The sequence below is a fragment of the Deinococcus roseus genome (genome assembly GCF_014646895.1).
Classification (GTDB): domain Bacteria; phylum Deinococcota; class Deinococci; order Deinococcales; family Deinococcaceae; genus Deinococcus_C; species Deinococcus_C roseus.
In genome coordinates this window covers 145,857-172,266 of the sequence record NZ_BMOD01000007.1, presented here as the reverse complement: position 1 = coordinate 172,266, position 26,410 = coordinate 145,857, and the positions used below count along the sequence as shown (strand labels likewise).

Annotated in this window: 20 protein-coding genes; 12 read left to right on the top strand and 8 right to left on the bottom strand. The window is 58.1% G+C overall.

Annotated features, from left to right (window positions below):
• Positions 1 to 75: 75 nt before the first annotated feature.
• From IEY52_RS11625 to IEY52_RS11610, 4 genes are all read left to right on the top strand, one after another.
• Positions 76 to 1,617, top strand: a complete 1,542-nt coding sequence (locus tag IEY52_RS11625) for a sugar ABC transporter ATP-binding protein (protein WP_189002856.1) — start codon at positions 76 to 78, stop codon at positions 1,615 to 1,617.
• Positions 1,604 to 2,602, top strand: a complete 999-nt coding sequence (locus tag IEY52_RS11620) for an ABC transporter permease (protein ID WP_308425014.1) — start codon at positions 1,604 to 1,606, stop codon at positions 2,600 to 2,602. The genes IEY52_RS11625 and IEY52_RS11620 overlap by 14 nt, the downstream gene beginning before the upstream one ends.
• Before the next feature lies 1 nt (position 2,603).
• Entirely contained in the window at positions 2,604 to 3,593 is a 990-nt protein-coding gene (locus IEY52_RS11615) for an ABC transporter permease (protein ID WP_189002855.1), read from the top strand.
• 110 nt (positions 3,594 to 3,703) lie between these two features.
• Entirely contained in the window at positions 3,704 to 4,789 is a 1,086-nt protein-coding gene (locus IEY52_RS11610) for an aldose epimerase family protein (RefSeq protein WP_189002854.1), read from the top strand.
• Positions 4,790 to 4,902: 113 nt separating this feature from the next.
• Here the strand turns inward: IEY52_RS11610 and IEY52_RS11605 are convergent, their stop codons facing one another.
• From IEY52_RS11605 to IEY52_RS11580, 6 genes are all read right to left on the bottom strand, one after another.
• Positions 4,903 to 5,535 carry a polysaccharide deacetylase family protein gene (locus tag IEY52_RS11605; RefSeq protein ID WP_189002853.1) on the bottom strand — a complete coding sequence of 211 codons (633 nt, stop codon included), beginning with the start codon at positions 5,533 to 5,535 and terminating at the stop codon, positions 4,903 to 4,905.
• Between the two features lie 57 nt (positions 5,536 to 5,592).
• On the bottom strand, positions 5,593 to 5,931 hold the full coding sequence (locus IEY52_RS11600) for a VOC family protein (RefSeq protein WP_189002852.1): 339 nt from the start codon (positions 5,929 to 5,931) through the stop codon (positions 5,593 to 5,595).
• 158 nt (positions 5,932 to 6,089) lie between these two features.
• Entirely contained in the window at positions 6,090 to 6,530 is a 441-nt protein-coding gene (locus tag IEY52_RS11595) for an SRPBCC family protein (protein ID WP_189002851.1), read from the bottom strand.
• On the bottom strand, positions 6,527 to 6,847 hold the full coding sequence (locus IEY52_RS11590) for an ArsR/SmtB family transcription factor (protein WP_189002850.1): 321 nt from the start codon (positions 6,845 to 6,847) through the stop codon (positions 6,527 to 6,529). Before IEY52_RS11590 ends, IEY52_RS11595 begins: the two co-directional genes overlap by 4 nt.
• Positions 6,848 to 7,010: 163 nt before the next feature.
• Positions 7,011 to 7,484, bottom strand: a complete 474-nt coding sequence (locus IEY52_RS11585) for an SRPBCC family protein (protein WP_189002849.1) — start codon at positions 7,482 to 7,484, stop codon at positions 7,011 to 7,013.
• A 242-nt stretch (positions 7,485 to 7,726) separates the two neighbouring features.
• Positions 7,727 to 8,605 carry a LysR family transcriptional regulator gene (locus tag IEY52_RS11580; protein WP_189002848.1) on the bottom strand — a complete coding sequence of 293 codons (879 nt, stop codon included), beginning with the start codon at positions 8,603 to 8,605 and terminating at the stop codon, positions 7,727 to 7,729.
• 83 nt (positions 8,606 to 8,688) lie between these two features.
• Here IEY52_RS11580 and IEY52_RS11575 point away from each other — a divergent pair, with 83 nt between their 5' ends.
• The 4 genes from IEY52_RS11575 (at position 8,689) to IEY52_RS11560 (ending at position 13,349) form a co-directional block, all read left to right on the top strand.
• Complete coding sequence (locus IEY52_RS11575) at positions 8,689 to 9,609, top strand: cyclase family protein (protein WP_189002847.1); 921 nt, start codon at positions 8,689 to 8,691, stop codon at positions 9,607 to 9,609.
• Positions 9,610 to 9,619: 10 nt separating this feature from the next.
• A complete protein-coding gene (locus IEY52_RS11570; RefSeq protein WP_189002846.1) occupies positions 9,620 to 10,525 on the top strand; it encodes a DMT family transporter in 906 nt (301 codons plus the stop codon).
• 200 nt (positions 10,526 to 10,725) lie between these two features.
• Positions 10,726 to 11,961 carry a PQQ-dependent sugar dehydrogenase gene (locus tag IEY52_RS11565; RefSeq protein WP_189002845.1) on the top strand — a complete coding sequence of 412 codons (1,236 nt, stop codon included), beginning with the start codon at positions 10,726 to 10,728 and terminating at the stop codon, positions 11,959 to 11,961.
• Positions 11,958 to 13,349: a superoxide dismutase family protein gene (locus IEY52_RS11560; RefSeq protein ID WP_308425013.1), complete on the top strand. Its 1,392-nt coding sequence runs from the start codon at positions 11,958 to 11,960 to the stop codon at positions 13,347 to 13,349. Before IEY52_RS11565 ends, IEY52_RS11560 begins: the two co-directional genes overlap by 4 nt.
• A 35-nt stretch (positions 13,350 to 13,384) precedes the next feature.
• Here the strand turns inward: IEY52_RS11560 and IEY52_RS26680 are convergent, their stop codons facing one another.
• Together IEY52_RS26680 and IEY52_RS26675 are read right to left on the bottom strand one after the other, a co-directional pair.
• Positions 13,385 to 13,864, bottom strand: a complete 480-nt coding sequence (locus tag IEY52_RS26680) for a helix-turn-helix domain-containing protein (RefSeq protein WP_229684746.1) — start codon at positions 13,862 to 13,864, stop codon at positions 13,385 to 13,387.
• 88 nt (positions 13,865 to 13,952) lie between these two features.
• Entirely contained in the window at positions 13,953 to 14,612 is a 660-nt protein-coding gene (locus IEY52_RS26675) for a hypothetical protein (RefSeq protein ID WP_229684745.1), read from the bottom strand.
• A 118-nt stretch (positions 14,613 to 14,730) separates the two neighbouring features.
• Between IEY52_RS26675 and IEY52_RS11550 the strand changes: the two genes are divergently transcribed.
• From IEY52_RS11550 to IEY52_RS11535, 4 genes are all read left to right on the top strand, one after another.
• Positions 14,731 to 15,444, top strand: coding sequence for an ABC transporter ATP-binding protein (locus IEY52_RS11550; RefSeq protein ID WP_189002843.1), 714 nt, complete (start codon positions 14,731 to 14,733; stop codon positions 15,442 to 15,444).
• Positions 15,441 to 17,837, top strand: coding sequence for an ABC transporter permease (locus IEY52_RS11545; protein WP_189002842.1), 2,397 nt, complete (start codon positions 15,441 to 15,443; stop codon positions 17,835 to 17,837). Before IEY52_RS11550 ends, IEY52_RS11545 begins: the two co-directional genes overlap by 4 nt.
• Positions 17,838 to 18,428: 591 nt before the next feature.
• Complete coding sequence (locus tag IEY52_RS11540) at positions 18,429 to 20,975, top strand: ATP-dependent helicase (protein WP_189002841.1); 2,547 nt, start codon at positions 18,429 to 18,431, stop codon at positions 20,973 to 20,975.
• A 143-nt stretch (positions 20,976 to 21,118) separates the two neighbouring features.
• The gene (locus IEY52_RS11535) at positions 21,119 to 26,410 is read left to right on the top strand and encodes a RecQ family ATP-dependent DNA helicase (RefSeq protein ID WP_189002840.1); all 5,292 of its coding nucleotides are present in this window, start codon (positions 21,119 to 21,121) and stop codon (positions 26,408 to 26,410) included.

Genomic DNA, 26,410 nt, shown 5'->3' with positions numbered 1-26,410 from the left:
CTGCTTCCTTTCCTCATGGGGACCCACCACCTGTCACGGGGGTGGGTCCCCCTTCCCACTGAAAGGGAACCAGACATGACCACAACATCCCCTCAAATCCTGCTGTCCATGGAACACATCACCAAGAGCTTCGCGGGCACCCCCGCCCTGCGTGACAGCTCCCTGGTGGTCCGGGAAGGTGAAGTGCACGCCCTGATCGGGCAGAACGGGGCAGGCAAATCCACACTCCTCAAGATCCTCACTGGAGCCTACCGCAAGGACACCGGAAGCATTGCTTTTGCTGGACGGGAAGTGAATTTTAAAACCCCCCTGGAATCCCAGCAGGGTGGCATCGCCACCATCTACCAGGAAGTCAACCTGGTGTTGAAGCGCTCGGTCAGCGAAAACATTCTGCTGGGCCGTGAACCCAAAAAATTCGGAATGATCGACTGGAAAGAGATGCACCGCCAGGCCAGTCAGATTTTGCAGGACATGGGCATTGCGCTTGACGTGACCCGCCCTCTTCAGGACTACAGCATTGCCACCCAGCAGATGGTCTCCATTGCCCGGGCCATTTCCATGAAAGCCAGGCTGGTGGTGATGGACGAACCCACCAGTTCCCTGGATGAACAGGAAGTGGAAACCCTTTTTGCAGTGATCCGCAAACTGAAACAGGAAAACGTTGGGGTGATTTTTGTCTCCCATTACCTGGACGAGCTGTACGCCATTTCAGACCACATCACGGTGATGCGGGACGGCAAAACCGTGCACTCTGGACCCATCCGCAGCATCAGCAAATTTGAACTGGTGGCCAAGATGCTGGGCCGGGAAATTGGCGAGGTGGAACGCCAGGGTCGCACCGGCTTTCACAAGAAGAACACCACCGGGCAAGAAGAACTGCTCACGGTGAAAGACCTCAAACGCGGCAACAAACTCAAAGGCGTGAACCTCACCGTCAAAAAAGGAGAAATCCTGGGGGTGGCGGGTTTGCTGGGCTCTGGCCGCACCGAAACCGCCCGTGCCCTCTTTGGAGCAGATCCCACCGATGCAGGGGCCCTCAGCTGGAAGCGCCAGCCCATCCGCCTGCGTTCCCCCCGTGAAGCCATCCGTCTGGGCATGGGTTTTTGTTCTGAAGACCGCAAAGAAGAGGGCATCATCCCCCACCTGAGCGTGCGGGAAAACCTCACACTGGCACTGCTTCCCCGCATTTCCAGACTGGGCGTGATTGATCCCCAGGCCCAGCAGAAGATCATCGACAAATTCATCCAGCGTCTGGGCATCAAGTGCTCTTCCCCGGAGCAGCCCATCCGGGAACTGTCTGGAGGCAATCAGCAAAAAGTGCTGCTGGCGAGATGGCTGTGCATGAACCCCGACCTCTTGATTCTGGATGAACCCACCCGTGGCATCGATGTGGGGGCCAAAGCCGAAATTCAGAACCTGATCAGCGAGCTGGCCGAAGACGGCCTCACCGTGCTGATGATCTCCTCGGAACTGGAAGAACTCACTGAGGGTTGCCAGCGGGTGATGGTGCTCAGGGACGGGGAAACCGTGGGAGAACTTTCGGGCAAGAACCTCTCCGAGAAACGCATCATGCACGCCATGGCAGGCACAGAAGGAGCCGCCCATGCTGGACAGTAAAACCATGAAACCCAAAAACACCCCCCCCAAACCCAAAATGGACTGGAAGCTGTTCTTGCAGCAGTACGGGGGCCTGCTGGCCCTGCTGGTGCTGTTTGTGTTCAACGCCATTTTCACCCCCAACTTCCTGTCGATGCAGACCCTGAACATCAACCTGACGCAGGTGGCGACCATTGTGATTGTGGGGGTGGGCATGACCCTGGTGATTGCCACGGGTGGCATTGACCTCTCCGTGGGCTCCCTGATGGCCATTGCTGGAGCACTCGCGCCCATGATCTTCATGTCAGACGGCCTGAAAGACAATCCGTTGGGCATCCTGCTGGCCTTCGTGCTGCCTGTGCTGGCTGCGGCTGCACTGGGCCTCTTCAATGGCCTGCTGGTCAGCAAATTTGAATTGCAGCCCATCATTGCCACACTGGTGCTGTTCATTGCGGGGCGCGGAATTGCCCAGGTGCTCACCAACGGCAACCTGCAGACCTTCAGCAACCCCTCCTTTCAATACATCGGTCTGGGCAAAGTGCTGGGATTGCCCTTCCAGGTGATCCTGATGGTGCTGATCGTGGCCCTGGCCGCCTGGGTGATGCGCCGCACCGTGCTGGGCCGCAGCATCCTCTCCGTGGGGGGCAACGAGAAAGCCGCCCGACTGAGCGGCATTCCTGCCCAGCGGGTCAAATACGCCGTGTACGCCATCAGTGGGCTGCTGGCGGGCATCGCGGGCCTGATCACCATTGCCATCAACTCTGCCAGCGACGCCAACCAGGTCGGGCAGAACATGGAACTGGACGCCATTGCTGCAGTTGCGGTGGGCGGAACCCTGCTGGAAGGCGGAAAAGCCACCATCGTGGGAACATTGATCGGTGCCCTGATCATCCAGCTGATTCGCTTCACCCTGCTGGCCAAAGGGGTGCCGGACTCGGTGGCCCTGATTGTGAAAGCCGGAATCATCGTGGGCGCTGTGGCCCTGCAACGCAGCCGGAGGGCCTGAGATGACCACCATGCCAAGCAAAACCACAGATCCAGGCCGCATCTGGAAACAGCTCAGCCAGCAAGGGGTGCTGATTGCCCTGGTGCTCCTGATGGTCTTCGGAGGCCTGCGTTACGAGGGCTTCATCACCGAGTACAACCTGGAAAGCTTTTTAAGGTACAACGCCATGTTCGGGCTGATTGCGCTGGGCATGACCTTTGTGATCATCACCGGCGGGATTGACCTTTCGGTGGGCAGCGTGGTGGCCCTGGCCAGCGTGGTGGCTGCCAAAGTCAGCGGACAGGGGGCCTTGCTGGGTTTCCTGATCCCGGTGCTGGTCGGTGCAGGTGTTGGGGCCATCAATGCCGGACTGATCACCAGGGGCCGCATTGCCCCCTTCATCGTGACCCTGGCGACCCTGCTGGGGGCCAGAGGTCTGGCGCTGCTGGTCTCCGGCAACCAGTCGGTCAGTGCTGAATACACCGGAAACTTCATCCAGATTGGACAGGGCGACTTCCTGGGCTTTCCCATCCCTGCCTGGATGATGGTCGTGGCCTTCCTGATCGGGATTTTCGTGCTCTCCAGCACCCAGTTTGGACGCTACACCCTCTCGATTGGGGACAACGAAGACGCTGCAAGACTCATGGGCCTGCCCGTGGACCGCACCAAATTCTGGGTTTACGTGCTGTCCGGCGCACTTTCCGGCATGGCCGGGGTGGTTCTGGCCTCCCAGTTCGGGGCAGGTCAACCCACCGAAGGGGTGGGCTGGGAACTGACCGCCATTGCCGCCGTGGTGGTGGGCGGGACCCTGCTCACCGGAGGCGTGGGCACCGTGTGGGGCACCTTTTTTGGGGTTCTCCTGCTGGGAATGATCTTCAATGTGCTCAACTTCGAGAACGGCAAAGGCGTGATCAGCCTCTCCGTGTACTGGCAGAGCGTGATCCGCGGGATGTTCCTGCTGCTGGTGGTGATCCTGCAAAGCCGACTGACCCGAAAATCCTCCACCTCCTGAATCCCTGAGCCGTCCAGCAGCAGACCCCACCCTGGTCATTTCGGGGTCCCTGCTGGACGACCCACATCAAAAACCGCCCTCTCCCTGTATTCCTTCCCAGCCGAGGACCCATGACACAGACCACTTCACAGCCATTCACACTGCAATCCGCCCCCTGGGGCACCCTGCCCTCCGGGAGGGAAGTCACCCAGTACACCCTGACCGGACTCCAGGGTCTGCAAGTGCAGGTGCTGGATTACGGTGGAACCATCACCTCCATCCTCGCCCCGGACCGCCATGGACAAAGGGCCAACATCGTGCTGGGACACCCGGAACTTGCCCCCTACCTTTCCCGCGACACCAGTTGTTTTTTCGGGGCCCTGATTGGACGGTACGCCAACCGCATTCACGGTGGGCAATTCACCCTGGAAGGCCAGCAGCACCAGGTCAGCCAGAACGAGGGCAGCAACAGCCTGCACGGCGGGCACACCGGACTGGACAACCAGATGTGGCAGGTGGAGGAACTGCAGGGAGCAAACCATGTGGGTTTGAACCTTGCGCTCACCCTGCCAGATGGCAGCGAAGGCCATCCGGGAGCGCTGGACGTGCAGGTGCAGTACCTGTTGAACGAACAGGGGGAACTGCGCATCCATTACAGTGCCACCACCACCCGCGCCACCCACCTGAACCTCACGCAGCACACCTACTGGAACCTCAGCGGGAACCCCAGGAACAAGGTGCTGAACCATGAAATCACCGTGCATGCCGACCAGTACCTGCCCATCAATGACCAGTTGATTCCCACCGGTGAATTGCAGGATGTGGCTGGAACCCCCTTCGATTTCCGCTCCTCTGGACGTCTGGGCCAGCGAATTGAGGAAGAGGACGTGCAGTTGCAACGGGCAGGAGGGTACGACCACACCTACGTGCTGCGTGGCACAGGATTCAAGCCTGCAGCAACCCTGCATGAACCTGTTTCAGGAAGGGTGCTGGAGGTGTTCACCACCGAGCCTGGCATGCAACTGTACTCCGGGAACTTTCTGCCCGACCATTCCCCCCATCCCTGCTTGCAAAATTTTGGCCGCAACGCCGGGGTGTGCCTGGAGACCCAGCATTTCCCGGATTCCCCCAACCAGCCGCATTTCCCCTCCACGGTGCTGTGGCCTGGAGAGGTGTTTGAATCCATCACCCTTTACCGCTTTGGCGTCCAATCCTGAAGCTGCTTTACCTCTCCCACACTCCGCATGTTCTGTTTTTGTTGATTTACAGATGAAAAGACCAGCATCAAATTTCGGTGCTGGCCTTTTTTTGAGGTGCAAACGCGAAGCCCTCAGGCCATTTGTAGCAACCCGGACACCGTGAGCAGGGCATACCCCTGAGCGGTCAGCAGGGACACCAGTTGTTTTACGGCTTCCACCGTCTGGGAACGGTCTCCGCCCCCATCATGGAACAGCAGGATGCTGCCCGGTCGCACAGCCCGCAAGGTGCTTTCCACCAGATGTTCCACTCCGGGTGAAGCCCAGTCGCGGGTGTCCAGGTTGACCGCACCAATGCTGTGGTACCCGCACTGTTCAGCCACCTGCAACACCCCCTCGTTGGCATCCAGATAAGGCGGGCGAAAGGTGCGGCAGGGGTTTCCCGTGACCTCGCGCAGCAGCACATCGGTTTGCTGCAACTGCTGCAATTGCTCTGCGCTGGACAGCCGGGTGAGGAAAGGATGGCTGTGGGTGTGGTTGCCCAGCTCATGGCCTGCTGCATGCACCTGCCTTGCCACATCTGGGAAACGCTCGATCTGTTGACCCAGCATGAAAAAGGTGGCGTGGCCTCCGGCCTGTTCAAAAATGGTCAGCAACTCCGGGGTGTAGACGGGGTCCGGGCCATCATCGAAAGTGAAAGCCACTGCCCGCATCTGGCAGGGCACCTGGTGGATCATTTCTGGCAAAGGAAGGGAAAGCTCAGGCATGGATGTTCCCCAGCATACCCTTCAGGGGCGTTGCCGGGGAATTTTTGTGTCAGCAACTCAGAGGGCTTGCATCAGACCGATGGGGTTGCTATCGTGGTCCCTCACCGATGCGATCAGTTTGCCACCCACATCCCGCACGTCCTGCACCAGGGTGGCTCCAGCATCCAGCAAGGCTTTCAGTTGTGCCTGAAGGTCTGACACGTTCACATAGCAGACCGGGCCGGTCATGCCGTGCTGGTGGCCGTTGGGATCCAGTCCGATGTCCTGATTGCCCACTTTGTACCCGACATAGTAGGGGGCATCTGCGTAAGGGTCCACGCCCAGCAGGGCACCGTAGAGGGTTTTGGCTTCGCTGAGGTTCTTGACGGGGTAAATGATGGTGGTGATTGCAGTCATGTTTTTCTCCTTTTGAGTGGGGGCTTGGGATTTGGAACGGCCAATTTTATGGGGATTTTGCAACAGATCAGGATGGTCCGGGCTGTCTCAGGGAGCCTGAGAAGCCAGAACAAGCAGCCTCATGCAAGTGAGGAACAGGTTGATTGTTGAAGCTGGTTTTACTGCACGGTTTCCAGCAGGTCCTGCAGGTTTTGCAGGAAGCCCGTCCAGCCGTATTCTGCCCCTTTGAGGTTGTGCATCTGGGAGGGCTGGAAGCCGGATTGCTGCATGCGCAGGAGGGTGCCGTTGCCGTCCGGGATCACGGTCCAGGTGACGATGGTGTTCAGGCCAGGCTGGTTTTCCCACAGGGTGTTCCAGCGGTAGGAAAGCTGGTGGGGAGGATCCACTTCCAGCACTTCACATTGCACCACCCCATCCCAGTGCGGCATGGGTGCGCGGCGCAACTGGAACTGGTGCCCGACCTCGGCCCTGAAGTTGTTGGCCATCAGCCACTGGGAGAGCAAATCTTTTTCGGTGAGGGCACGCCAGACTTTTTCGGGGGTGTGGGAGAGGTGGCGGTCAATCACGATGGCCTGGGCCGCAGGCAAAGGACTGGTCATTCGTCCATCCCGTCCAGCAGGCGTTCCAGGTCATCCAGACGGCCCTGCCAGTAAACAGCGTACTCCTGCACCCAGTTGAAAATGGGGACCAGGCCTTCCGGGGTGGCCTGGTAGTGGGTTTCCCGGCCCTGGGGGTGGTCGGTGACCAGACCGGCTTCTTTGAGGGTTTTGAGGTGTTTGGACACGGCAGGCTGAGACACCCCGGCCTGCTGGGTGAGGCTGCGCACCGTCTGATGGCCATCCCGCAGCAGGTGTTCAAAGATGCCCCTGCGGGTCGGATCTGCGAGGGCGTGAAACTGTTCGGTGGGTGTGCCCATGACTAAATGATAACCGATTGGTTATGAATTTTCAAGGGAAAGGCGCACTGTTGATGGCCCAGATCCCCCTGGGTCAACAGTTGCTCCACCTGAGAAAATCAGTTGTTGACCCAAAAAACCCCCAGAATTATTCTGGGGGTTTTGAAGGTTACAGGTTCAGAGGTTACAGGGCAGCGCGGGGGGTGCCACGTGCTGCAGCATCCTTGAAGGGAGAGAATTCCCCTTCCAGCAAATCCAGCATGCGCTGCATCTGGTTGTGACTGGATTTCATCAGGGGCTCTTTGTGGCCACGCAGCAGCAGCTTGGCAAAAGGGGTGGCAGAGATGGAGACTTCCTGATCGAACAGGATTTCAGAACCGTTTTGCCGCAAATCCCACTTGATGCGGAGTTCGCTGCCGTGGGGGTAAGCAATGGCGAGCACCAGGCTTTCTTGCACCTGCAGTTTGATGATGCTGAAGGTTTTCTTGCTGCCGTCCTGGTAGGTGAGGGTTCCTGTGGAGCCCTGGCGGAAGGCCCCGTCCATTTCTACAGATTGCAACTGGCTGTCCCAGCGGGGCCAGTGTTTGATGTTGGTCCAGAGTTGCCACACTGCCTGGAGGGTGGTCTGGGAGCTGGCGCTGTAGGTGCAAATGTGCATGGGGTGCCTCCTCGGGGTGGAAAGTGCTTGGGGCCTGTGGCTTGAAAGTGAGTTCATTATAAAAAATGGTTTCTTGCTGTTTTATCACGTTGATTTGTAAGTTACTGGAAAGATTTACAAATCCATAACTTATTTAACTTGATTTGTTTAAAGAACAAACTTTTTGCTGCAGCTGGATGCAGAGAAAGTTCTCAATCAGAGCAAAGTTGCAGGTTCACAGAAATGCTGCTGAAAAGCTGGATTCAGGCTGGATCCACCAGCAAGCGGGTGCGCTCGATGAAAGCTTTCACAGCAGGAGAAACATCCGTCACCGAACGCACCACAAACCCGATCTGCCGCTGGATTCTGGGAACCACAGACACCAGTGCAATCCCTTCAGGGGCAACAGGCAAAGCCAGACGCGGCACCAGAGAAATGCCCAGCCCTTCCCGCACCAGACCGATCAATGTTCCCAGGTCCTGCACCTCAAACCGAATGCTGGGGGAGAGGCCCACCTGCTGGTACGCCTGCAAGATCAGGTGTTCGCTGCTGTACCTGGAGAGCACAAAGGGTTGAGGGGCCAGATCGGTGATCTGCACTTCAGGCAGTCGGGCCAGTGGTGAATGCAGAGGGAGCACAGCGCAAAGTTCATCATCTTGCAAAGGAAAAGCTTCAAACTGGGTGACGGGAAGCTCCATCAGGGCCACATCAATGGTGTGAGAGGCCAGCCATTCCAGCAGCCGCCCTTCGCCCTGGCTGGGTTCTTCCAGCATAATGAGTTCGATGCTGGGGCACTGCCGACCAAAAGCCGCCATGGCCCGGGGCAGCAAATCCACAGTGGAACTGGGGATGGCCCCCAGGCGCACCCTCCCGGAGAGCAACTGGGTGGTGTCGCTGGCTTCGTTGCGGATGCGTTCCAGTCGGGCAACAATCTCCCGCATGTGCGGCAGCAGTTTTTCTCCCACTTCGGTGGGTCTGGCCCCGTGCCTTCCCCGTTCCAGCAGCAGCACCCCCAGTTCTTTTTCCAGCGCAGCAATGGCATGGCTGAGCGCCGACTGGGACACCTCCAGTTGCTCTGCAGCCAGTGTGAAAGAACCCACTTCCACGATTTTCAGAAACCCCAGGATCTGGTGCAATTGCATGAAGACATTATATGAATAAAACAGATTCTAAACATGAATCTTACTTGTTTGATTCATGTGAGGTTTCCCTTTACACTCGGGACATGACCGAGCAGACCCTGAACACACAGCGGCGCATCCAGTTTGACTTCGAGGTGGATTTCTCCAACGGAGGCGGCATCCAGGGCCAGGACTTCCGGCTGGATTTGCACACAGAAGACCTTTCAGATGAAGCCCTCGCCGATTTCATTGTGAAAGACCTGCGTCTTTTGATGGTCCGTGAAGTGCGCATTCTGAATCGCAAAATCATCTTTGAGCAGCACAAAAGAAGTGCGCCTGCTGTCCCGTCAGACCACGCAACTTCAAAACGTTACATCGACCTGAGCCACACCATTGTGGAAGGGATGGTCACCCTCAAGGGTTTCCCGGCCCCCATCATCTGCGATTTCATCAGCAGGGAAATGGCAAAGTCCCTCTATGCCGAGGGCACCACTTTCCAGATGGACCGCCTGGAAATGGTGGGCAACACCGGAACCTACCTGGACAGCCCTTTTCACCGTTATGAAAATGGCCGGGATCTTTCAGAACTCGAACTTTCAGAACTGGCAGATTTGCCAGCCGTGGTGGTGCGCGTCACGGGAACCACCGGACGGGCCATCAGTAAGGGGGCTTTTCAGGCCACAGATGTGAAAGGCAAAGCCGTGCTGGTGCACACCGGATGGGCACAGCACTGGGGCACCGACCCGTACTTCGAAGGCCACCCCTTCCTGACCGAAGACGCTGCCCTGTACCTCAAAGCGCAGGGGGCCGTGCTGGTGGGCATTGATTCCCTCAACATCGACGACACCAGCGGAGGCACCCGACCTGTACACTCCACCTTGCTGGGTGCGGACATCCTGATTGTGGAACACCTGCGTGGTCTGGAACAGCTTCCCACCTCTGGATTCCAGTTCAGTGCCATTCCCGTCAAGGTCAAGAGGATGGGCACCTTCCCGGTGCGGGCCTTCGCTACCCTGCAGGAGTGAGTGAAAACGGATGGACCGCACAGGAATCCTCAGCGCCATTGGAGCAGCACTGGCTTTTTCTTCCCTCTCGGTGGTGGGGAAATTGGCCCCGGAAGCCCATCTGAACCCCAATACCTTGCTGTTCTGGCGGTTTGCGCTGGCCAGTCTTGTTTTGCTGTTGATCTCCAGAAAGACGCTGCTTCCAGCACATTTTCCAGCCCTGTTTCGCTGGCCTGCTTTTGTCCTGGGGTTGATTTACACAGCACAGACCACCCTGTACTTCCTGGCCCTGGGACACCTGTCTGCAGGGACCACCTCACTGGTGCTGTACCTCACGCCTGCCCTGGTGCTGGGGTTGCAAGCCTGGGCTGGATTAAAGCCGTCCCGCTTGCAAATGGCTGCCGTGGGTTGTGCGCTGCTGGGGGTGACGGTGCTGGCTGGAAACCTCAGCGCACAGGACACCAGTGTGCAGGGCTGGCTTCTGGTGCTGGCTTCTGCCGTCTGTTACGCCCTGTACCTGTTTCTGGGAGGGCGCTGGCTGGCTGCAAGCCCGGCCCTTCCTGCCACAGCCATCAGCACCTTTGGGACCGCCTGTGGTCTTGGGCTGCTGGGGCTGGTCACACAGCAACTTCACGTTCCCACAGGCACCACCTCCTGGACCCTGATTGGCCTCATCATGCTGTTCCCCACCGTGCTGGCCCTGCCAGCCGTCTTTTTTGCCACTGCAAAACTGGGGTCAGGCAGCACGGCCCTGCTGCTCACGCTGGAACCCGTTTTTGTGTTGCTGCTGGGCACTTTTCTGCTGCATGAACCTGTGGGGCTGGCCCAGATGCTGGGAGGCCTGTTGATTCTGCTGGGAGCAGGGATGGCAAGCTGGACAGGCCAACAGAAAGCCGGGGGTCAGGTGCCCAGGGCCGAAAGCAGACCTCAGCCCTGAGCACCCGGGCAAAGCAAATGCTCAGTTGTGAGCTGACCCGGACAGAACAACACTCGGATTCCTGTGTTCTACACAACAGTTCTGCTGCCCGATCTCCAGTTGCCCCTTCAGGCTTTGCACTTTTTGTGCACAACGGTGTGTTCTCCTGCGGTTTGCAAGCTGTCAGGCTTTTAAAGTACCGGGTGGAGGAATTTAAACCCATGCACAAAACATTGACCACCCTGGCGGTGCTGCTTTCTGCTGCCTTTGCACAACAACAGGACCCCCCCACCCCCCGTCCCATTCCCCCCGGAGAGCCACCGGCCACCGTGACCGCCACCCGCAATGAGCCCACCCCGCTGGAATTCACCAGCGACCAGCTGAAAAAAGTGCAGGTGCCTGCCGGATTTCAGGTGAAGGTGATCTCCACCGGACTGGGCAACGCCCGCATGCTGCAGGTCATGCCAGACGGCTCCATTTATCTCACCCGCCGTTCTTCTGGCGATGTGCTGCTCCTCAAAGACCAGAACGGGGACGGCATGATCGACAGCACCGAGCGCAAACAGGTGGCCCAGAACCTGAGCCAGGCGCACGGCATTGCCGAGAAAGACGGCAAACTCTACATCGCTGCAGACACCACCATCTGGGTGGCCAGCATCCTGTCAGATGGGACTTTAACCATCCCCAGGGTGTTTGCTTCAGATTTTCCGGATGGAGGGCAGCACTCTGCACGCACCCTGCACTGGGGCAGCGATGGGTACCTGTATGCTTCCATCGGCAGTCCCAACAACGACACCCCGGTGCCCAACCCGGAATCCGCCACCCTGGTGAAAATCAGCCCGGATGGCAAATCCAGGGAGGTGTTTGCCCGTGGCCTGAGGCACACCATTGGTTTTGGCTGGCACCCCCAGACGGGCATCCTGTGGGGCTTCGATCAGGGGTCAGACTGGCACGGAGACAACATCCCTCCCGAAGAACTGAACCGTCTGGAACGGGGCAAGAATTACGGCTGGCCGTTCTGTTACGGTGACAGAATTCCTGACCCTTACGTCAATGTGGGCAACATTCCCGGCAAGATCACCAAAGAGGAGTACTGCAAGGCCACCGAGGCCAGCACCCTCAATTACACTGCCCACGCAGCCGCCATCAACATGATCTTCTACACCGGAACCCAGTTTCCTGCAGAATTCAAAAACGACGCTTTTGTGGCTTTCCGGGGATCCTGGAACCGCAACGAACCCTCGGGTTACGAACTGGCCCGCGTGCATTTTGATGCCATGGGTGTCCCTGTTTCCATCACCCCTTTCATGACCGGCTTTGTGTTCAAAGATGGTGATGTCTGGAAGCAATTTGCCCGTCTGGCGGGTGTGGCCCAGTACACCGATGGTTCCCTGCTGGTCACCGATGACCAGAGCGGCGTGCTGCTGCAAATCAGTTACACCGGAGGTGTCCAGTGAAACGCCTGATGTTTTCCGTTCTGCCCCTGATGGTGGGTCTGGCGCTGGGACAGGCTGTTCCGGCCAGCATCCCCCTGACCGCCACTGCAACTTTGATGATGCCTGATGGAGAGGCTGCAGGCACAGCCACTTTCACCCAGGCTGGAAATGGCGTGCAGGTGACGGTGCAGGTTTCGGGCCTTGCGGCGGGCAACCACGGCATGCACGTGCATGAATATGGCCGCTGCACGCCAGGTGTGGACGCAGCCACCAACACCATCGTGCCTTTTGGCGGGGCAGGAGGGCACTTCGATCCGGGCATGACCGGCAACCACGACTCCCCCCAGACCGACAACATGCACGGACACGGAGGTGACCTCCCCATGCTGGTTGTGGGTGCAGATGGAACGGGCCGTGCCACCTTCACCACCGACAAAATCAGCCTGACCGGGGAAAATGGCATCCTCAAACGCTCTCTGGTGGTGCATGCCATGCCAGACGATTACATGTCTGATCCTTCTGGCAAGTCTGGTGCCAGAGAACGCTGCGGTGTGATCGAGCGGGACAGCTTTGAAACGCGCAATTACCCCCTCCCTGGCCCACAGGATTTCCCAGAAGGGGTGGCCTACGATGCCGTCAAAGATGTGCTGTACACCGGGAGTGCAGCCAACGGCACCATCTACCAGATTGATGCCAAAACCGGGAATGTCATCAAGTTCAGTGATGGCGGAGCACAGGGCCGCAACAGCGCACTGGGCATGAAAGTGGACGCTTCAGGTCGGCTGTGGGTGGCCGGAGGTGCATCTGGCAGCATCAGCATCCTCAATGGAGACGGAACCCCCTTCAAAACCCTGATGACCCCCAGAACCCCCTTGCCTTTCATCAACGATCTGGTGCTGCTTCCAGACGGATCGGCCATTGTGACGGATTCTTCCCGTCCAACCCTGTTTCAGGTGACACCTGAACTGCGGGTGCGCAAATGGCTGGACCTGAGAGACACCCCGATTGAGTACCAGCCCGGAACCAACCTGAACGGCATTGTGGCTTTGCCAGATGGCAGTGCACTGCTGACCATCCAGAGCAACACCGGAATTCTGTGGCACATCGATGTGGCAAGCCAGCAGGTCACCCGCGTGATGGACGGCCTGAACAACGGAGACGGCCTGGTGCTCACGGGCCAGACCCTCTATGTGGTGCGCAACAAAGATGGTGTGGTCAGCAAAGTCATGCTGGCTGCAGATTTCAAATCGGGCACCCTGCAGATCAACGAACCCCTCAGGGGTCTGCGTTTCCCTGCCACTGCGGTGCTGGTTGGGGATGATCTGGTGGTGACCCAGGCGCAACTGGACAAACGCCAGAAAGGGGCACCGGAAACCCCCTTCCAGCTCACGCGGGTCAAACGCTTCTGACCCCTGTGTTTTGACCGATTCTGACGTTCAGCAGCTCAGGAAGCACTGGCCCTGAGCTGCTGAATGCTGCTGGCAGGCGGAGCACCGAAGGCCCGGCGGTACTCCCGGCTGAAGTGGGACGGGCTTTCATCCCCGACCTGAAAAGCTGCGCTGGCTGCGTCCAGGTGTTCTGCCAGCATCAGGCGTCTGGCTTCATTCAGGCGCAGGCGTTTCTGGTATTGCACCGGGGTCATGCCGGTGATTTCCAGAAAATGCCGGTGGAAGGTGGACACCCCCATCCCCACCTGCTCTGCCAGATCTGAAGTGCGCATGGCTTCCTGGAAGTTCGCTTTCAGCCACTGCACGGTTCTGGCAATGGCGTGTCCCTGGCTGCCCTGCTGGGCCATCTGTACCAGGCGGTGTCCCTGTGGGCCTTTGATCAGGCGGTACAGGAGTTCTCTTTCCAGCATGAGGTTTTGCAGATGCTGAAACTCTGGGTGGTTGTTCTGGGAGAAGGCAGCAGGTTCTGAAGTCATGAAGGTTCCTGATTGCAGGCTAGCGCACCATGGATGCTGGCAAAAAGAACCTGCAGGACATTCTGATTTTTTGCGGCCCAGCAGGTTCTCATTTCTGCAGCGGAGCCAGCGCCACCCGTGCCAGATACTGCCCTGCGCCTTTTTTCTGGCGGTATTTGCGCAGCAGGTCGGACAGCTCTTTCTGAAAGCTCTTTGCCTCCTCGAAGTCCAGTTGAAGCTGGGCCAGTTCAAAAAGCATGGCTGGAGACTCAGGGGTGAGCAGCAGCTCATGGAATCCTGGCCCCTCATGGTCCAGAGAACGCATGTCGATGCGCAGGGTGTCTTCCTTCCAGACCAGCATTTCCCAGCGGTTCAGGTGCCGCAGGGTGTCGATGCTGGTTTTCACCAGGCTGCCAATCAACTGGGCATTGAAAGGTTCATCGTGCCTGAGCAGCAAATCCTCCAGGGTGGAGTTGGGAATCAGCGGGAGGGGAATCACGAAGCCCCGTCCGGGGGTACGGTACCACTTGATGGGTTTGCCTTTGCGTTCCTGAACGCCCCCTACCTCCAGCAGGCCCAGGGCCAGAAATTTGTTCACCCAGTACAGCATGGTGTGGCTGGACACCCCCAGGCTTTCATGGGCCATTTTGACGGTGCAGGCCCGGTCCATGAAAGGGGAGAGGAAAGACAGCACTCTGGGATCGGTGAGCAGGTTTGCGGCTTCCGGGTTGTGGATGGTGCAGGGGCTATCTGGAAAATCGATGTCCATTTTACACAGCTTAACCTTACAGTGAAATCAGGACCCCCAGAAGTCCAGTTCTCGATAAAAAACCATCCCATCCATGGCTTGAAGGCCGTGGAGCCCTGATCTTTTGAAAGGAGATCCCATGCAAACCCAGCCCCAGGTGGCCGCTGCTGCCCGCACCGTGCCCCGACCCCTCATCGAACTGAAAGGCATTGGCCGCACTTTTCAGACCCCTGCAGGGGCTTTTCATGCCCTGAAAGACATCCACCTGACCGTAAGGCAGGGAGAATTCATTGCTGTGGTGGGTCCGTCTGGCAGCGGAAAAAGCACCCTGATCAACGTGCTGACCGGCATTGATTCCCCCAGCCAGGGTGAAATCCATGTGAACGGAGAAGCCATCCACAGGCTCAACCAGGAGCAGCTTTCCGTGTGGCGTGGGAAAAATGTGGGGGTGGTGTTCCAGTTCTTCCAGCTGCTGCCCACTTTAACGGTCATTGAGAATGTGATGCTGCCCATGGATTTCTGCAACACCTTCCCCCTCAAAGAACGCCGCGAACAGGCAGAAAACCTGCTGTCCAAACTGGGCATCCTGGAACAGGCCGACAAACTCCCTGCAGACCTCTCTGGCGGTCAGCAACAACGGGCGGCCATTGCCCGTGCGCTCGCCAACAACCCGCCCATTCTGGTCGCAGATGAACCCACCGGAAACCTGGATTCCCGCACCTCCGAGGAGGTCATGCAGCTGTTTTCCCTGCTGGTGAAAGAAGGCCGCACCGTGATCATGGTGACGCACGAACGGGAATTCCGACAGCACTTCACCCGCGTTCTGAGCATGCAGGACGGGCGGCTCTCATGACCTCCAGATGGAAGAAACTGCTGGGAGATGTGCAGCAGATGCAGGGAAGACTGCTGCTGATGGTGCTGGCCCTCACGCTGGGTCTGATCGGGATGGGCACCATCCTGACCGCCTACACCATCCTGACGCGGGAAATCCGAATCAATTACCTCTCCACCCGACCCGCCTCGGCGCAACTGGAGCTGGACCAGGTGGATGCAGCACTGGTGCAGCAGGTTGCAAAACAACCCGGCATTCGATTTGCAGAAGCCAGCAGCACCCTGAACGCCCGCATCCAGGCCACAGATGGCCGCTGGTTTCCACTCAGGCTGTTTGTGGTGCCGGATTTCCAGAAACTCACCCTCAACCACTTTGCCCACGAAACAGGCGCTTCAACGCCTCCCACCCAGACCCTGTTGCTGGAAAGAACCTCCCTGACCTTCCTGAATGCAAAGCTGCAAGACGCTTTTCAGGTCGATGCCCCCCATGGAGGACTGCACACCCTGAAGGTTTCTGGCACGGTGCATGATCCCGGTCTGGCCCCGGCCTGGCAGGAACAGACGGTTTACGGGTACATCACCCCCCAGACCCTGCAAACCCTGGGAGAAGATCCGGCGCTGCACCTCCTGAAAGTGGAGGTTGCGCAGCAGCCAGAAAACGTGCAGGAGATTGAAAAAACCATGGCTGGACTGTCCCGCTGGTTGCAACAGCAGGGCCGCTTTGTGGAACAGGTGCAAATTCCCCCACCCTTCAAGCATCCCCACCAGGGCCAGATGAATGCCGTGCTGGTGATGTTTCTGCTGTTCAGTGCCCTGACCTTCCTGCTCTCAGGGATCCTGACCGCCACATTGATTTCGGGTTTGCTGGCCCAGCAGATCCGTCAGATTGGCATCATGAAAGCCATCGGAGGCCGCACAGCACAGATCGCCGGGCTGTACCTCACCCTGGTGGCAACAATGGGACTGCTGGCCGTGCTGGTCGGGGTTCCCCTTGGAAATCTGGCAGGGCAACAGTTTTCTGGCCTGATTGCAGAACTGCTGAATTTCAACCTGACCTCGCATGAGGTGCCCCTGTGGGCCTTGCTGATCCAGATTGGCGCCGGGCTGGTTTTGCCTGTGCTGCTGGCCCTGGGACCCATCCTGCAAACCACCCGCACCACCGTGCTGCAGGCCCTGAACAATGTGGGGGTGGAGGTGCGTGTCCCGCGCACAAATTGGCTGGACCGCTGGCTGGGTCAATTGCCCGGTGTGGACCGGACCCTCACCCTCTCGCTGCGCAATGCTTTTCGCAAACGGGGAAGGCTTGGGATGACCCTGACTTTGCTGGCCAGTGCAGGTGCGCTGTTCCTGACCAGCCTGAACGTGCGGGCCGCCTGGGAAAAGAACCTGCAGGACGCCAAAGCAGACCGGCATTATCAATTGGAAGTGCGTCTGGAAGACTTTCAACCTGCATCCCTTTTGCAGGACCTCGGGAAATTGCCTGGAGTGCAGACCGCAGAAATCTGGAATTCTTTGCCTGCTGCAGTGGGCCGCAAAGATGGCCTGAGTGTGGTGCGCACCTATCCAGACGGAGGGCACGGCAGCCTGGGTTTGCGCTCCCTCCCTGCAGAGAGCACTTTCGTGTCCTGGAAAGTGATGCAGGGACGCACCCTGCAAAAAACCGACCTGGGAGGCGTGGTCCTCAACCATACCGCAAAAGCCTTCTTCCCACAGGTGAACATTGGAGAAACCCTGCTGCTCACCGTGGAAGGACAGCCTGTGAAACTCAAACTGCTGGGTGTGGTGCGTGAACCCATCACGCCGTCTGCGGCCTACGTGCTGCCTGCCACCTTTGACCGGGTGCTGCACACGGGTGGTCAATTCAACACCCTGAGGTTCCAGGTGCAAGACGGCCAGCTTCCTGCGGTGATGCACAGCCTGGAACAGGAGTTTATAACCCGAAAACTCCCCGTGAAACTGGCCCTCTCCGAAGAAATGCTGGAGGCCGCCGTGAACGGACACGTCTACATCCTGATCGTGGCCCTGCTGGTGCTCTCCATGGTGGTGGCCGCAGTGGGACTGCTGGGACTGGCCTCCAGCATGGGCACCAGTGTCACTGAACGCACCCGCGAATTCGGGGTGATGCGTTCTGTGGGCGGCACCTCCCGCACCATCCTGCGCAGCGTGACCCTGGAAGGGGTGCTGGTGGCCCTGCTCAGCGTGGTGGGCGCAGTGCTGCTGTCCCTGCCCCTGTCTTACGGGGTTGGAACCCTCATTGGAACGCTTTCTTTCAGGCTGCCCCTGCCCCTGGTGCTGTCTTTTACGGCACTGCTGGTCTGGACGCTGCTGGTCACGGGGTTTGCCTACCTTGCCAGCCTCTACCCCGCATGGCAGGCCAGTCGCCTGACCGTTCGGGAAACCCTCTCGTACCTTTAAGGAGAAAAACATGAACCGCAAAATGAAAATCGCTTCCTGGACCCTGGGCCTGATCTTGCTGGCTGGACTGACCCATGTGATTGTGCACTCCAATTTTCTGGAACTGCTCAAACGCATGCACGGCAGCTGATGTGCATGGATGTGTCCCCGACCCTGAAAACCAGGGTCGGGGGTTTTGTTGTGTGAAAGAGCAACAGATCAGCAACTCAAGGTGTCATGTGGCTCCATGATGGGAATTCCTGGCTTTGCTGTCCTGAATGCAGGGGTTGCCCTTCGGGGTTGGTCAGGGCACAACAATCATGTTTCTGATTTTCGTTGCAGACGGCATTTCCTCAGGGTTTTGCAGTGGTCTATAAGGGTTTTCCCCTAGATGAATAGAGTCAATACACCAGTTATGATGAACTTGCTCCAGACGGGAGTATAAAATGCTGCCTTTATTTCTTGTGTCAAGACGGATGCTTTTGCTTGAAATGAATTTTGTAATTGAAATGAAATGTTCTGGGTGATTTTAGGACATTTGGTAACAGCACCAAATCAAAAAGATGCCAGAAATCATGCAACTTGTGCTTTGATTTGTTTTACAATCGAATTGTGCACAGTCTCACCGATGAGCAAACTTTGATCGTCAACCACAACCATGGGGCGGCCCTGGTGTTTGCGGTTGCAGGTGCAGGCAAAACCACCAGTTTGATTCACCGCATCCGCCGACTGGTGGATGATGGAATCTTCAGGCCCAGACGCATCCTGGCCACCAGTTTCAGCCGGGAGAGTGTGAAAGACATCCTGAAGAAACTTGAATCCTTTCCGCAGTGTGCAGAGGTGCGGGTCTCCACCTTGCACAGTGTCGGTTACGGGATTTTGCGCAAAGCCATGGAAATGAAGGTGATTCCAGAACTGCAACTGCCAGAAACCGAGACGGACTCCTTTCAGCTGCAAATTGCCCGGGAGGCCGTCAAGGAAGCCCGGACACTGCAGGTGGCGGTACCGGAGCATTTTGAGGTGCATGACTTTCTGGATTTTGTGGGGAAATGCAAGGCCAATTTGCAGTATGCAGACCTGGAACATGCCCGACTTCCTCTGGAGGCCCGAACGGTTGCCACCCAGGCGGAAGCGCCTGCAGGCGTGCCTTACTATCTGGAGCTGTACCAGCTTTTTGAGAAGTTGCGCAGCAGCAGGAATGTGATCACCTTCGATGACATGATTGTGCTGGCCTGGGAGCACAGTTTGCGGCATCCAAAGCTGCTTGCTCACGTGGAAGGCATGTATGACGCCATTCTGGTGGACGAATTTCAGGATTTGAACCTGGCGCAGTCCGAATTGCTGCATCTGATGGTCCGCAAGCACCACAATGTGATGGCCCTGGGGGACGATGACCAGACCATTTACGGGTGGCGGGGATCGAGTCCTTTTTTCATTCGCAATTTTCAGGCCCGTTATGACGCAGTGAAGTATTTCATCACCAAGAATTTCAGGTCGTTTGCCTCGCACCTGGCACTCGCCAATTACGTGATCGAACAGAACGAGGACCGGGAGAAGAAAACCCTGAATTTGACCCGGGGTTTTGAAGGCAATACTGCTGTGGTGGGGGTGGGATCTTTTGCAGACAGTGCCAGACGCATTGCAGATGAGGTGGAAGAGAACGTCAAAAAGGGATTGAAACTTCGGGACCATGCGGTGCTGGTGCGCATTTATGCCCTGACCCCGTTCATTGAGACGGAATTCATTGAGAGGCGCATCCCGTACCGCATTCTGGGCAGCACCCCTTTCTACAAACGGGATGAAATCCGTGCACTGTTGCGTTACTTGAGGGTGGCCCTGCTGGAACACGCTTTGCAGAAAGGAGAACGGCTTTCGCACAAACAGAAAGAAGAACTCTCGGTGAGTTTCAACACCTGTGTGATGGTGCCCAGGAAGTTCATCCCGGCCCGCTACGTGTCCACGCTGATGCAACAGGTGCTGGAGGACGGCAAGGGCCTGATGAACCGTTTGCTGGTGCACAGCGGAGAGGCGCAGCACGAGCGTTTCAGCAAGGGATTGTTGCAACTGCATGGGGTGCTGGGGATGCTTCTGGACTGCATCGAGGGGGATGTGCCAGCAGAGCAGGCCCTGGCGGAATTGATGCAGGACATCCATTACCAGCACCACCTTGAGACCAGCACAGCCAACCCGGACCTGGCGGAAGCGCGTTTCCTGGGTGCGCAGAGCCTGGCGAGGTATGCGCAGGGCAAAGGCACGCTTGCGGAGTTCATTGCGCACATCGACCACATCAGTTTCCAGGAAGCCAACGATGAGCAGGAGAAAAGCCGGGACAGGGTGCTGATGACCACCCCGTACCGCGCCAAGGGGTTGCAGTGGCCGGTGGTGTTCGTGCCTGGAGCAAATGACGGCACCATGCCCATGCGGGGCAGTTTTGGGGACAAAATGAAAATGGAAGAGGAGCGCCGGGTGTTTTATGTGGCGATCACCCGTGCCCAGCAGGATTTGCATGTGCATTACCTGGAGGGCGCAACTGCTCCAGGGGTCAGCCGTTTCCTGACCGGTTATCCTCCCGGACAGCTGCCCCCTCCTGGACACCGCACCTTTGCAGAGGTGCTGCAGGAAACCGAGCAGGTGCGGCAGGCCCTCACCCGCACCGGGGCATTGAAGCCAGCAGAGGCTTTCGCTTTGCTGGAACATGTGAAGCGCAACCATTTTGGGCGTTTCATCACCGACCATGCCCAGGACCAGCCCGCGCTGGGATTGAACCACATGCTGAAACTCAGCCAGGAGGTGCTGGGTGCAGCCGAGGCCCTGCGGGATTTTGGTTTTTTTGCTTCAGGGCATCTGGAACCCTGGGAATATTTCGGGCAGGAGCCCTCAGAGGTGTCGTTCAGTGCCCAGGTCCTGCAAGATTTCAGGGAGACGGTGCAGCCAGGGCCGACATTGGACCGTGCCAAACCCACCTTCAGCCAGCATTTGCCTGCTGCGCTCACTCCCAGGGTGGGCCATCAGGTGGAACACCCGAAGCTGGGTGGGGGCACCATCCAGGAGGTGGGGGGGCAAGGGGACCGACTGGAGGTGCTGGTGCAATTTGACCGCAGTGAGGTGGGAATGAAGCGCATGCGCTGGATGTTCGCCAATTTGAAAGTGCTGGCCTGAAACATCCTGGTTGCAGGGTTGGCTCAGTGGGCTTCTCTGCGACAGATGGTGTCGCTGGGGGCTGGTATACCGAGAAGAAGCATCTCTGTCCTGATCAATGGGGATTTTGGCTGGGTTGATGTGAAACCACGGGAGGAAATGTTGTGCTGCCTGTCGTCAACAAAATCACGGAACACCTGCGGTTGCATGGTCCGCAAGCCATAAGTGTGCTGGCAAAGCACCTCAACATTCACCTGGAGACGGTGCAGGGGGCCCTCACCCGCAGTGGAGGACAGTTGCGGCTGGAAGGGGAAAAGGTGGTGCTGGTCACTCCGGGAGAAGTGGTGGAAAACCTGCCTGCCGGGGTGATGGACCGTTTTGTGGTGCTGGACCTGGAGACCACCGACACCGATCCAGAAAGTGCAGAGATCCTGGAGGTGGCCGCCCTGAAAGTGCAGGGCATGCAGGTGGTGGGACGTTACCAGGCCTTTGTGAAGCGCAGCCATGTTCCGCGCCACATCACCGAACTGACCGGAATCACCCCTGAGGATGTGCAGCAAGGCAAAGAACTCCCGCAGGTGATGCGTGAACTTCAGGCTTTTCTGGGGGACCTGCCGGTGGTGGGCCACAACCTGCTGGCTTACGACTGGCGGGTGCTGGACCGGCATTGCCAGCAGGTGATGCTGCCCCTGAAACCCACCCTCAAGGTGGACACCCTGTTGTTTGCTGGCTGGGTGATGTCCACGCTGGCAGAGCCTCCAGAGGTGCATCAACTGGGGAGCCTGTACACCCGCCTCACCGGTATTGTGGTGGATGGCCTGCACCGCGCAGAAGAGGACTGCAAGGTTACCCTGGAGGTGCTCAGGGAACTGCTGGATCTGGTGCGCACCTTGCCAGAGAAGTCCCTGCAGGTGCTGGGTCAATTGCCGCTGCCAGAGTTGCGTTTTTTGCTTCCCCATCAGGGTGTGCCAGTCAAGGTCTTCCTGAAAAATGCAGAGGACCTGCTGAAACGCCAGGCCCATGTGAAAATGGTGGAGGGCACGGGAAACCGGCCCCTGTCCCTGGACCGTTTGCTGACAGAGCCACGTCCCGGACAGGTCAAGATGGCGCATCAGGTGGAACAGGCCCTGGTTTCCCAGCATGCCCGCGCGGTGATTGAAGCGCCCACTGGCACAGGCAAAACCCGCGCTTACCTTTTTCCTGCCCTGACGGCCAGCATCAAAACCACCGGGCTGGGCCCGGTGTACATCAGCACCTTCACCCGGCAGTTGCAAGACCAGGTGCTGGAAGAAGCAAAGCGCATCCAGCATGATTTCAAGTTCCGCCTGCTGGTGCTGAAGGGGGTGAAGAACTACTTCTGCCCGCTGCAACTCTCGGACCTGCTGTCCCTCTCAGAAGACAGCGAGGGGAACCTGGACCTCAGTGAGCAGCAGGCCAGGGCAGTGGCCTTGCTGTTGCTGCACACCGACAAGGGAGAGTTCTCGGACATCCCCGAGAACCCGGTGACCCGCACGGCGGGATTTGCCCTCATCCGGGAGCGCTGTCAGGTGAATGCCCTGAGGTGCCGTACCGATTGCCCTTTTCATGACCGCTGTGCTTATTTTCCACTCCACAAAGGAGAGAAAGGCGCGAATGTGGTGGTGGTGAACCACACCCTGCTGCTGCAACGCCAGAGCGTCCTGAGCCCAGATCCACAGGAGGCCAACCAGCTGCCGATCCGCCGGGTGGTGGTCGATGAAGCGCACGAGTTCACCGAAGCGGCCCAGAGTGCCCTCAAGCGCTCTTTCAGCCTCAGTTCCCTCAGGGGGTTGTTGCAAAAATTGTGGCGGGAGTCTGTGCGCAGGTTGCCCGCATCTCGCCGCAGTGAAATCAGTCAGGCTCTGGTGGCTTTGCTGGAGCCGTACCGCCAGCATGGGAACCTGGGAAGTGTGTACCTGGAGTTGAAGCGCCAGAAGGACAGCAACCCCCTGGAGCCCCAGCATCTTGATGAGGTGCTGGGACGTGAGCTTGCCTCCATGGCATCCCCACCAGAAGCGCTGATCACCGCTTACCACCAGTTGCGCAGCACCTTCATGAACCGTTCCGGGCTGCTTTCTGCCATTCAGACCGAAGCGGTTTTTCAAAAGAACACCCTGCTGCTCAGGCATGCCACCAATGTGTCTTTGCTGATTGGCCGTTTCTCTGCAGAGATGGATCAGGTGATTGAACGGGCCAAACGTTTTGCCCTGCAGTACGGTCGGGGACAGGCTGGTTTTGGATTTCAGGCCAGTGTCGATGAGGTGACCCGCAAGACCGAGGAGTACCGCACCCTGGAGGTGGGGTTCCGCCGCTTGCAGCAGTTGCTGGACCGTTTCGTGAAATTGATTGGTGATTTGCACCCGGCCAAAAACCGTCAGGACGAGTGGCTCTATGTGCTCTCTCAATTCAAGGTGATGCAGCAGACGCTTGCAGGCCTGCTGGAGTACCAACCCAGCGATGAGGTGTATGCAGTGGGGTTCAGCGATGAACATGTCGAGCTGTGGAGCACGCCATTGTGGGTGCGCTCCAGGCTGCACACCCTTTGGGATTTGCTGCCCGTGCTGGTGTTCACCAGTGCGACTTTGCGCATCCCGGGGGTGGGTCCAGCCCTTCGGGGCAAAGGGGATGTGGAAGACTTCGGGCTTTTTGAGGAAGACCTTGCTCTGGGCGAAGCCCAGTACACGGTTTTGCAGCCGGTGTTGCCTTACCACCTCAGCCATGTGCTGTTTGCAAACCATCTTCCCCTCTACAAGAAAAAAATCTTTCCCGATCTGGTGGGGCAGGAAATCCGCCAATTTGCTCCGCAACTGCCCGGGGGCAGTTTGCACATCTTCACAGCCAACACCCGCCTGAGACGGGCAGCGCAAAAACAGGACCCCAACTGGGTGTGGTCCAGCCAGCAGATGGGAGCAGATGTGCTGGTGAAGCGCCTGCGCAAGACCCGGCAAGGCCATGGCCTGGGTTCTGCAGGTTTCATACAGGGGGTGGATGTTCCGGGTTTGAGCATGGTGTCCCTGGACCGCACCCCCTTTCCCATTCCTGACATCATCCTGGAGAAGCAGCGTCAGGCCATGACCGATTTTGGAGAGTACTGGGAGCGGGTGTATTTGCCCCGCGGCATCATCAAATTTGTGCAGGCTTATGGCAGGTTGATTCGCCAGCATGACCGTATGGATCAAGGGGCCTTTGTGTTGTGGGACCGTCGCCTGGCCACCGCTTCCTACCAGTCGCGTTTCCTGGGTGCCTTGCCCGTGCCCAGCGAACGGGTGCATCGTCCCAAAAATCGGGGTTTGTTTTATGAAGCCCTGGGGGGCATTTTTGGAAAGCCCTTTGAGGCCGGAGAACTGATCTCACCGAAAATGCAGTACCTGGAGAGGCTTCGTGCCGATTTGCGTGCCCTGGATCAGGACCAGTGGAAGGAGGTGTTGCTGGACGCAGTCTCGTTTCTTTTTGAAATTGAGAGTCCTTCCTGGCGGGATTTGCAGCTCGAAGGCATCCTGCAGGCTTTGCACGGCGATGATGTGATGGTGCTGTTGCCCACCGGGGGTGGCAAAAGCCTGATTTTTCAGCTGCCTGCGCTGGTTGCAGAGGGTTACACGGTGGTGGTTTCCCCGCTGGTGGCCCTGATTCAGGACCAGGTGCAGAAGCTGGAGGAACTGGGCCTCCCGGTGGCCGGTTTGTGGGGTGGTCTGTCCAGGGCCGAACAATCGGTGGTGCTCAGCGAAGTGGAAAATGGCAATGTGAAACTGCTTTATGTTTCTCCTGAACGCATCAACCGCAGTGTGGAGTTGCAGCACCTGCTGAAAAGCCTGCCGCCTGAACGGGTGGTTTTTGATGAGGCGCACTGCCTGCTGGAGTGGGGGCATGATTTCCGGCCAGATTACCAGAAGGTCACGGTCAGGCTTGCCGAACTGGGACTCAGGCCTGCGCTTTCGGCCTTCACGGCCACGCTTCCGGTGCGCAAGCACAGTGAACTGATCTCTGCCCTGGGGCTCAAATTGCAGGCCAGTGGGGTGCTGACCCGTCCCATTGACCGCCCGAATTTGCACCTGATGGTTCAAACGGTCACCAAAAAAGACAAGTTGCAGCAGGTGGTGGATGTGGTGAACGGTTGCAGCCAGAACCCGCAACTTCGCGGCAAACGCATGATCATCTACTGTGGCAGTCGGGCCAGCACCGAACAAATTGCCTCTTTGCTCAAAGCGCTGGGGTTCAACGCAGAGGCCTACCACGCCGGGCTTTCCCCGCACCTGAGGCAGGACCTGGTGGAGCGTTTCCTCAACCATGAGATCAGCGTGATGGTGGCCACCAATGCGTTTGGGATGGGCATTGACGCTCCAGATGTGCACCTGGTGTTGCATTGCGATGCCCCCCTCTCGCTGGAGGCATACGTGCAGGAGGTGGGCCGGGCTGGCCGGGACCCCGCATTGCAGGCCTTTGCAGTGACTTTGCGCAGCAACGACAGCAAACGGGCCCGCAAACTGATTGAGCGCAGTTACCCCACAGCCGATCAGGTGCGTCACATCCTGGAAACCATTTCAAAGCTGACCTATCCCACCGAGCGGGAACTGTCCGAACAGGGGGAAATTGAAACACAGAATTTGCCCACGGTGTTGCACCTGCTGGAAGAGGCGGGCATCATCGAATACCAGCATGTGCCAGGCTGGCACCGCATTTTCCCCCTGTACGGCGTGCCTCTGCCCAGAGACCAGGAGCTCAAGACATTGATGGAGGCCCAAAAAGAGCAGGGGGTGCACCTCAGCCGACAGTTTTTTCAGGAGGCCACCAGGGTGCAGGACCGCCTGTTCGAGTACAGCCGTCAGGGTTTGCTGGGGGTCACTGCGTCCATCCCAGCCCTGAAAATCACCATTCGCAAATGGGACCTCTCGGCGTATGAGCGGCTGAGAACGCAGCGCATCCAGAGCAAGCTGGAACGCTTCCATGATTTTGAACGTTACCTGGACAGCCCGGTGTGCCGCAACCAGATGCTCAGCAGTTACTTTGAAGGTCGCGTGACGGAGCCGTGTGGGCATTGTGACCATTGCAAAACCGTGGTGGCTTTGCCCTGGGCGCTCTCCGACAGAAAGCGTCAGGTGGACCTCTCGCAGTTGTGGGACCCCAGAAGGGAAATTCTGTCTTTGATGCTGGAGTGGGACAAACAGAAAATGCAGCGCGGGCAGGGCAAAGTCATCGGCCTCTTGATGGGCAGGGAAGGCAGCCAGGATTCGAAAACAGGGAGCTTCAAACCTTACAGTGCAGAAGAACTCAGTTCGCCTCACTTTGCTCGCCTGAAATTTGTGGATGAAAAAAAGGTGCGCCAGGCCCTGGAGGACCTGCTGTCAGAAAGGCATGTGGAGAAAGTGACCCTGGAAAGCGGATTTGATGTGCTCAAACTCACCGACAGGGGCCGGGAACACATCCGGCAGTACCGGAGGTGA

Coding starts and splice junctions, on each gene's coding strand:
- IEY52_RS11595 (WP_189002851.1), bottom strand. CDS start 6,530: ATGACCAGTCCTTTGCCTGCGGCCCAGGCCATCGTGATTGACCGCCAC.
- IEY52_RS26680 (WP_229684746.1), bottom strand. CDS start 13,864: ATGACTTCAGAACCTGCTGCCTTCTCCCAGAACAACCACCCAGAGTTT.
- IEY52_RS11565 (WP_189002845.1), top strand. CDS start 10,726: ATGCACAAAACATTGACCACCCTGGCGGTGCTGCTTTCTGCTGCCTTT.
- IEY52_RS11625 (WP_189002856.1), top strand. CDS start 76: ATGACCACAACATCCCCTCAAATCCTGCTGTCCATGGAACACATCACC.
- IEY52_RS11575 (WP_189002847.1), top strand. CDS start 8,689: ATGACCGAGCAGACCCTGAACACACAGCGGCGCATCCAGTTTGACTTC.
- IEY52_RS11590 (WP_189002850.1), bottom strand. CDS start 6,847: ATGGGCACACCCACCGAACAGTTTCACGCCCTCGCAGATCCGACCCGC.
- IEY52_RS11580 (WP_189002848.1), bottom strand. CDS start 8,605: ATGCAATTGCACCAGATCCTGGGGTTTCTGAAAATCGTGGAAGTGGGT.
- IEY52_RS11545 (WP_189002842.1), top strand. CDS start 15,441: ATGACCTCCAGATGGAAGAAACTGCTGGGAGATGTGCAGCAGATGCAG.
- IEY52_RS11615 (WP_189002855.1), top strand. CDS start 2,604: ATGACCACCATGCCAAGCAAAACCACAGATCCAGGCCGCATCTGGAAA.
- IEY52_RS11605 (WP_189002853.1), bottom strand. CDS start 5,535: ATGCCTGAGCTTTCCCTTCCTTTGCCAGAAATGATCCACCAGGTGCCC.
- IEY52_RS26675 (WP_229684745.1), bottom strand. CDS start 14,612: ATGGACATCGATTTTCCAGATAGCCCCTGCACCATCCACAACCCGGAA.
- IEY52_RS11570 (WP_189002846.1), top strand. CDS start 9,620: ATGGACCGCACAGGAATCCTCAGCGCCATTGGAGCAGCACTGGCTTTT.
- IEY52_RS11610 (WP_189002854.1), top strand. CDS start 3,704: ATGACACAGACCACTTCACAGCCATTCACACTGCAATCCGCCCCCTGG.
- IEY52_RS11620 (WP_308425014.1), top strand. CDS start 1,604: ATGCTGGACAGTAAAACCATGAAACCCAAAAACACCCCCCCCAAACCC.
- IEY52_RS11600 (WP_189002852.1), bottom strand. CDS start 5,931: ATGACTGCAATCACCACCATCATTTACCCCGTCAAGAACCTCAGCGAA.
- IEY52_RS11585 (WP_189002849.1), bottom strand. CDS start 7,484: ATGCACATTTGCACCTACAGCGCCAGCTCCCAGACCACCCTCCAGGCA.
- IEY52_RS11550 (WP_189002843.1), top strand. CDS start 14,731: ATGCAAACCCAGCCCCAGGTGGCCGCTGCTGCCCGCACCGTGCCCCGA.